The following is a 6,937-nucleotide window of genomic DNA, read 5'->3' as shown; positions in this document are numbered from 1 at the left end:
CCAACAATGTAACAGTTTGTTTCGCAATTGATGGCAAATCACCGAATCAGCAAGTAAAGGACAAAGGAGCGATCGCTTTTGCGCGATCGCTCCTTTGTCCACCCGATGTTACTAATTTCTTGGTGTCTTGGTGGCTAAGTAACCCTCTCACAGAGGCTACCCTAAAGACCCAACGGCGCAGCTTTTAGGTAAGCTGATTTTCTTGGCGCAGATAGGCTTCAATGAACGAATCGAGGTCGCCATTCATCACATCGTTAATGGCAGTCGTTTCCACACCTGTCCGCAGATCCTTGACCATCTGGTACGGGTGGAAAACGTAGTTACGAATTTGGTTGCCCCAAGCTGCCTCTACCATATCGCCTCGAATGTCAGCAATTTCCTTGGCGCGTTGCTCTTGGGCGACAATCAGCAACTTAGCTTTGAGGATAGCAAGACCTTTTTCTTTGTTTTGCAGCTGACTTCGCTCTTCGGTACAGCGCACGGCAATGCCGGTGGGAATATGAACAATCCGCACCGCTGTTTCCACTTTGTTGACATTTTGTCCACCTTTACCACCAGCCCTAGAGGTGGTGATTTCTAAATCCTTATCTGGAATGTCCAGAGTCACGGATCTATCCAGAGTTGGCATTACTTCCACTCCAGCAAAGCTTGTTTGGCGCTTGTCGTTGGCGTTGAAAGGCGATATCCGCACCAGCCGGTGGGTTCCTTTTTCTGCCTTCAGGTAGCCATAAGCATAACGCCCTTCAATCTCTAAGGTGGCTGACTTAAGCCCCGCTTCTTCTCCTTTGGAGATTTCCGCTAAGGTAACTTTGTAACCGTGGTTTTCTGCCCAGCGAGTGTACATCCGCAGCAACATTTCCGCCCAGTCTTGGGCGTCTGTGCCACCTGCACCGGCGTTAATGGTTAAAACGGCTCCGCTTTGGTCATAAGTACCGGAAAGCATCTGTTGCAATTCCCATCGCTCAAGTTCCTGATTGAGCTTGGTGATGTTGCTTTCAGCTTCCAAAAGCAGTGACTCGTCGGCTTCTAATTCCAGCAGTTCCACAACCGCCCTGGCGTCTTCTAGGCTGTTTTTCCACTGGTGAAATTGTTCCAAGTGGGATTTGAGGTCATTGAGTTCTTGGAGGGTTTGTTGGGCACTCGTTTGGTCGTCCCAAAAATCCGGTTGCGCCGCGACTTGCTCCAAGTCTTGAATTTTGGCAGTTAGAGCAGGAACGTCAAAGATAGTCCTGGGTTTTACCCAGGCGATCGCACAACGTTTCGACTTCGCGTTTAATGTCTAGGAGTTCAATCATTGTTTTGAGCTTTTTCCGATGAGCGCTTGGTAGTAAAGTTGCACTCTTTTCGATCTTAGCTGGAGTCTCTCTCCCAATCACTAAGACCTGAACAAAGAAAGCGAAGGAGAGGAACAGGGGAAGTTACCAATTATCTCTTACCCATTACCCCATTAAGATTGAATTTGTGGAGTAACTGCTGAAAGTTAAAGATAGTCTTGATCTTGATCCAGATGCTAAGACAACGTTTCTACTTCACGTTGGATGTCTATGATTTCCAGCATTGCTTTAGCGCTTTTTCTTGATCGCTGCTCATATTGCACTGCAATCAAATTTATCTAAGTTTCTTGCTAAATGTCCAGTCCCAAAAAAAGCCGTGGTTTCCCACGGCTTCAAGATGTGTGCGCTTAATGAAACTTTTGCCTGTTAGTCGCGGCTATTAAAAGCGATCAGCAACCGCAGGATAAAAATGAACAAATTGATGTAAGTCAGATACATCGACAAAGCAGCAGGCAGATATTGGTCATCGCGGTAAGCGCGGGGCAGGATATAGAAATCCACCACAGCAGCTCCGGCAAACAAAAACACGCCAATACCAGAAATGGCAATTTCTAGCCAGGTGGGTGTATAGACACCAAACAAAGACAACAGCAGCTGACCCACTAGCACCACAACTAGGGCAATAATACCTAGCTGTACTGTTTTAGTTAGAGCCATGCCGTCTTGCTCCGACAGATTGGAGCCAATCTGTCGTGCAGCAATAAAGGTAACGCCACAGCCGAGGGCGGCAAAACCAATTCCTGCCACACCGACCCCTGGTGTCCTCAGAGCCACGAATATCAATCCGCTCAGGGTATAGCCCGACAACAGACTGTAGGTAGCGAGGAGGGGCAGAGCAACGCTTTTCTTGCCATTAATGGCAACGTTTTGGGCAACGAAGAAAAGGGCAAATTCTGCAACCAGGGCAACCCAAAAGGTTGGCATGAATAGCCCTGGGTTGGAGCGAAGAACGCCAAGACCCCCGTAGGTGCCAAGTGCGGTTAAGACAAGTCCAGCGCCTACGTAGGGGAGGGCGTTGGCAATGACATTGGGGCCAACGAGTGCGTGATTTTTAGCCTCACGCATCGCTTGACGGAAGTTACTGGTGTTACTCATGAAGCTTCCTCAGAAATATTACGAGTCATTTACATTTAGGCGATCGCCAGTCTAATTCAATTGTGACGTAGAGCCGGAGTCCTTAAAAGGGTGGGTTTCACGAAGCAAACGCTTACGGTTTGTTTTTGAAGTAAGGATTAGTTTTTGGCTACATCAAACTGCAACTTACGTATATATGCTGACATTCCGGGAGAGGCTCTCTGTGAGTTCCGTATTCCAACGATGGTTGTTGAAAGCGCCTATACAGAAAATGAATTCAGTTAGACGAAATGAAGAGATAGCGATTTCCCAATCTCCCAAACGGGGTGGTTTTACAGAGGCTTTGACAATGGCGACTCAATCTTCTTGCAGCTCCGATTCGATGGAACTTTTGATTGCTTACTATAAAAATCCATCAGTTGAAGTTCGCAATCAACTGGTGCAGTTGAATGCTGGACTGGTTCGGAAGATGGCTCATCGAGTCAGCTATCAGTGTGCGGAACCTTATGAAGATTTGGAACAACTCGGCTATCTCGGTTTGATTCGGGCGATTGAGCGATTCAATCCCCATCAAGGTTATGCTTTTAGTTCCTTTGCGGTTCCTTACATTCGCGGCGAGATGCTGCATTATTTACGCGACAGAAGCGGCGTAATGAAAATGCCTCGTCGGTGGCAGGAAATCCAGCAGGAAGGACAAAAGGCGCGAAAAGAGTTGGCACAAACTTTAGGGCGATCGCCAAAAGAAGCTGAAATTGCCCAAGCAATTAAAGTATCTCTAGAAGAGTGGAGTGAAAGCAAGGTTGCGGCTCAAAACTGCCGACCATTAAGTTTAGATAGTGTCGTTTTTGAGCAGTCTGACTTTCAGGTGACGTTGGCGGAAACACTCCCTGACCCTCGCTATCAATCTTGGCAAAGTCAAGAAGAAGAACGGCAAGAGCTGGAAGGGGCAATGAGTTATTTGGACAACAAAACTCAAGCAGCAATTGAGTTGGTGTTGGTACGAGATCTTCCTCGGAAAGAAGCGGCTAAGCGAATTGGTGTCAGCCCGATGACGGTGACACGGCATCTTCAAAGAGGAGTTGAGCAGTTGGTATCGCTGTTGCAACCTCAATCAACCGAGCGTTTGGCTAGTTAAAGGCTTCCTGGAAAGAATTACAAGCAAGACAGCTTGTTTGGGAAGTAGTCGCCAGTTAAAAATTAGTAGAGAGTTTGTAGAGTGGTATATACCACTCTATTTTTTTAGGTGGCATAACGCCTGAAGGCGTTCGGCTACATTTTCCCCAAAGCTACCACTGCATTCTGCCCTCCGAAACCAAAGCTGAAACAAAGCACCTGTTTAATTTCACCTTGACGCGGGACTTTAACTAAATCTAAATCAAATTCTGGTTCCTTTAACCCCACACACGGTGGCAAGATTTGATGCTTCAATGCCATTAGGGAGAAAGCGACACCTAAGGCTCCAGATGCTCCCAATGTATGACCTGTGGCTCCTTTAGTAGAACTGACTGGCACCGTTTGGGGAAAGAGATACTGAATTAAGTGCGCCTCATTTTGGTCGTTGAGCTGGGTAGCGGTACCGTGAGCGTGGATGTAATGGATGTCCGCAGGCAAAAGGTTGCTGCGATCGCAACATTGTTTGACCGCCGCGATCGCGCTGCGACTTCCCGGTTCTGGCGCATTAGTATGATAAGCGTCCGATGTCAAGCCAAATCCCAGCACTTGACCATAAATCCGTGCTGAGCGACGCTTTGCCAATTCTGCGGATTCCAGTACCAAGACGGCTCCCCCCTCTCCCAAGGCTAAGCCTTCCCGCCGCCGATCAAAAGGATAAGCGCCCGTTTGAGCTAAAGCGCCCATCTGCTGAAACCCTGCCAGGGTCAGCGGTGTAATCGATGATTCCACGGCTCCAGCAATGACTTGCTGACAGTGCCCAGTTTCCAAGAGCGACGCTGCTTGCGCGATCGCCCAAATTCCAGTTGCACAAGCCGCCATTGGTGCCAAGACTGACCCAGTTGCCCCGATTTGACGAGCGGCTGCGATCGCATTCATGTGGGGCAGCGTCTCCAAAAAAGCCTGGGTTGGCAGGTGTTTGTATCGCGGCGATTTTACTGGTTCGGCATCCCGATAGAACTCCCGCGCCAATTTCTCCCAAGATGCCTGATAAGAGCGACTCGAACCAATGACGACTCCACAGTCGGGCAAAGGCGAAACTAAACCAGCATCTTCCAGCGCTATAGCGACAACCCGCTGAGTCAGGGTTGCTAACTCAGCGGGTTGTTTCCCTATCAGTCCTAAGGGTCGGGGGGCAAGTTCTGGAAAGGGTTGATACAACTGAATGCCAGATTGACCGGCGATTAAACGTTGCCAGCTCGTCTGCAAGCTGTTACCCAAAGCCGAGACTAAACCAATCCCAGTAACGACAATCTCCACCGATTACCCAGCGAATCGCCAATTGCTATTTCTTGAGATTTTCCGCACCTTTGGTCACCTTAGCCGATTCAATGCGATCGCCCTGCTGAATCTTGTCAACGACCTCCATCCCTTTGGTTACATAGCCAAAAACAGCATAGTCACCATCCAAGAACGGCAAATCGGCTAAAGCAATGTAAAACTGCGACGAAGCCGAGTCGGGTAAAGATGAGCGAGCCATTGCGACAGCGCCACGAGTATGTCGCAACTGCGGGGGTTGAGAAGCACCCGCACTTTTGAGCGTTTCGCTGAGAACGGGTTTTTCCGCCCCTTTGGGCTTAATTTCGAGGGGAATGTAACGCGCTTGACCCGTCGCTGGATCGATAAAACCACCCATCCCCAGACGTTCTGTGGGCACATTCGGGTCTTTACTTTGCGGATCGCCACCCTGAGCAACAAAGGGTTGCGGTTGCCGCACTACGCGGTGAAACACCAGTCCGTTATAGACACCTCTTTGAACTAAATCGACGAAATTCCCAGATGTAATCGGGGCATTAGTGCCATCGACTTCAATCGTAATTAGCGAGCCTTTAACCGTCATGTCTACGGTGGCTTTACCTTCTAGGCGGGGCAAACTGCTTGTTTTGGGACTACTCGCTGGAGTGGCAGATGCTGAGGTTGTTTCAGTTGCTGAGGGGCTGGTATCCGAGGAAGTAGCCTGCTCGGTGGTACATCCCCCCAACATCAGTCCTGCGATCGCAAAAAGTAATATAAACCAGTGCCGGATTTGTATCTGCATTTTCATTTCACCTAATTGGTAGCCAGAGCTACTGAATCATCTTATGCAGATATTGGGAGGCTCAACCAAGAATTGTTAGAGACCTTCAATGGGCACTTCCAAGAAGCGAGCTAGTTGGGCACCCTGATTTTCCAGCTCTGACAAGGGTAGAGGTTCCCCAACTCGCGTCAGGGGAATATCGCGGCGTCCTTTGACGCGCAGGTAAATCGACCGGCGTGGGTTGAGACCTTCTTTAATTTCCACCCGAATCGCTTGGACATCTTGTATGCGACAGCCGACTTCAATTTGGCGGTTTTTGCCGAGAAAGCCCCATCTAAAGATCCGAATATATCCGGTTTCTTGATTAAACTCGTTGTAACCGCCCCCTACGTCTAAAAGAATCATCATCCATAGATAGAGCGCTACGAGTAACCCAGCTAACCCGTAAAGTCCCATGACTATCCCTTGAGGGATAAAAAGTAACTTGGTGGGGTCAGCAAAAGGGAGAAGATTGACTTTTAGGTAACTTGAAATTCCAGCCAATAAAAAGCCTGTAGCTCCCAAGGAGACTACGGTTGCCCACCAATAGTTACTCAAACGACGAGAGCCTAAAACCTCTTGACGGAGAACGCGGTTACTTGTGGATGTTGTCGGTGCAGCCATGAAAGAAAACTCTGTGTTCGCCAAAGTTGTTAAGGAAAATTTTTAAGATCGGACTGATTCAGATTATCTAGCTTCCCAGGGATTTATGCTATTGATTTAGCAATCTAACTGAGCTAGAGATTAATGAGAAGTACGTGTCAGATTGTAAAAATTCTGATATTTTCTTATCATAGAGGACACGTGCTAGAACCCTAGGGTTTTACTTTGGGGACAAAAAGCGCCCCATTCCCAAATAACAGTAGCCTGAAACCCGGTATCAGGGCGACAGGTTAGTGGAAATTGACACGCAGGGGAATCAAGCGAGTGTGTCTATTGAAGACAGAACCCGGCAAACTTCTCCAAAATAATCCCACTACTGTCTGACGTGGGTCGTGTCAAATAAATAATGTTAATTGCTCAAGTTCAGACGATTTGACGCAATAGTAAGAGGATTTGAAATGACCATTGCAGTCGGACGCGCGCCAAGTTCAAGAGGGTGGTTTGACGCCATTGACGACTGGCTCAAGCGCGATCGCTTCGTATTTGTCGGCTGGTCCGGCCTACTGCTATTCCCCTGCGCCTATCTAGCGCTAGGCGGCTGGCTCACCGGCACCACCTTCGTCACCTCCTGGTACACCCACGGACTCGCCTCCTCGTACCTCGAAGGCTGCAACTTCCTCACCGTCGCCGTCTCAACGCC

7 protein-coding genes and 1 pseudogene are annotated in these 6,937 nt (G+C 48.8%); 3 read left to right on the top strand and 5 right to left on the bottom strand.

The genetic code is table 11. The features are described 5' to 3' along the window. Window positions 1-188, top strand: a 188-nt coding sequence (locus NDA06_RS25985) for a hypothetical protein (RefSeq protein WP_348251924.1), incomplete at its 5' end; no start/stop codon positions are given. Here NDA06_RS25985 and prfB read toward each other — a convergent pair. Both prfB and NDA06_RS25975 read right to left on the bottom strand, forming a co-directional pair. Next, window positions 185-1,292, bottom strand: a protein-coding gene (prfB, locus tag NDA06_RS25980; protein WP_190987221.1) for a peptide chain release factor 2 whose coding sequence is annotated in 2 segments (ribosomal slippage) — window positions 185-1,219 and window positions 1,221-1,292 — 1,107 coding nt in all. Because the reading frame shifts where the segments join, the coding sequence is not laid out codon by codon here. The genes NDA06_RS25985 and prfB overlap by 4 nt on opposite strands. A 408-nt stretch (window positions 1,293-1,700) precedes the next feature. Then, on the bottom strand, window positions 1,701-2,429 hold the full coding sequence (locus NDA06_RS25975; protein ID WP_190987204.1) for a Bax inhibitor-1 family protein: 729 nt from the start codon (window positions 2,427-2,429) through the stop codon (window positions 1,701-1,703). A gap of 328 nt (window positions 2,430-2,757) precedes the next feature. On the opposite strand from NDA06_RS25975, the gene NDA06_RS25970 reads away from it, so the two are divergent. Beyond that, the gene (locus tag NDA06_RS25970) at window positions 2,758-3,543 is read left to right on the top strand and encodes an RNA polymerase sigma factor SigF (RefSeq protein ID WP_190414495.1); all 786 of its coding nucleotides are present in this window, start codon (window positions 2,758-2,760) and stop codon (window positions 3,541-3,543) included. Between the two features lie 134 nt (window positions 3,544-3,677). Here NDA06_RS25970 and NDA06_RS25965 read toward each other — a convergent pair whose 3' ends face one another. From NDA06_RS25965 to NDA06_RS25955, 3 genes are all read right to left on the bottom strand, one after another. After that, window positions 3,678-4,838: a beta-ketoacyl-ACP synthase gene (locus NDA06_RS25965; protein ID WP_190987203.1), complete on the bottom strand. Its 1,161-nt coding sequence runs from the start codon at window positions 4,836-4,838 to the stop codon at window positions 3,678-3,680. Between the two features lie 25 nt (window positions 4,839-4,863). Further along, a complete protein-coding gene (locus tag NDA06_RS25960; RefSeq protein ID WP_190987202.1) occupies window positions 4,864-5,616 on the bottom strand; it encodes a peptidylprolyl isomerase in 753 nt (250 codons plus the stop codon). Window positions 5,617-5,691: 75 nt separating this feature from the next. Then, entirely contained in the window at window positions 5,692-6,258 is a 567-nt protein-coding gene (locus NDA06_RS25955; protein ID WP_190414475.1) for a photosystem I assembly protein Ycf4, read from the bottom strand. A 437-nt stretch (window positions 6,259-6,695) separates the two neighbouring features. Here NDA06_RS25955 and NDA06_RS25950 point away from each other — a divergent pair. Next, window positions 6,696-6,937 (top strand): annotated as a pseudogene (locus NDA06_RS25950) (photosystem II D2 protein (photosystem q(a) protein)); the annotation flags it as partial.

Source organism: Trichocoleus sp. ST-U1, from assembly GCF_039961835.1.
Lineage (GTDB): Bacteria > Cyanobacteriota > Cyanobacteriia > Cyanobacteriales > FACHB-T130 > FACHB-T130.
This window is presented reverse-complemented; position numbering and strand designations above follow the sequence as displayed.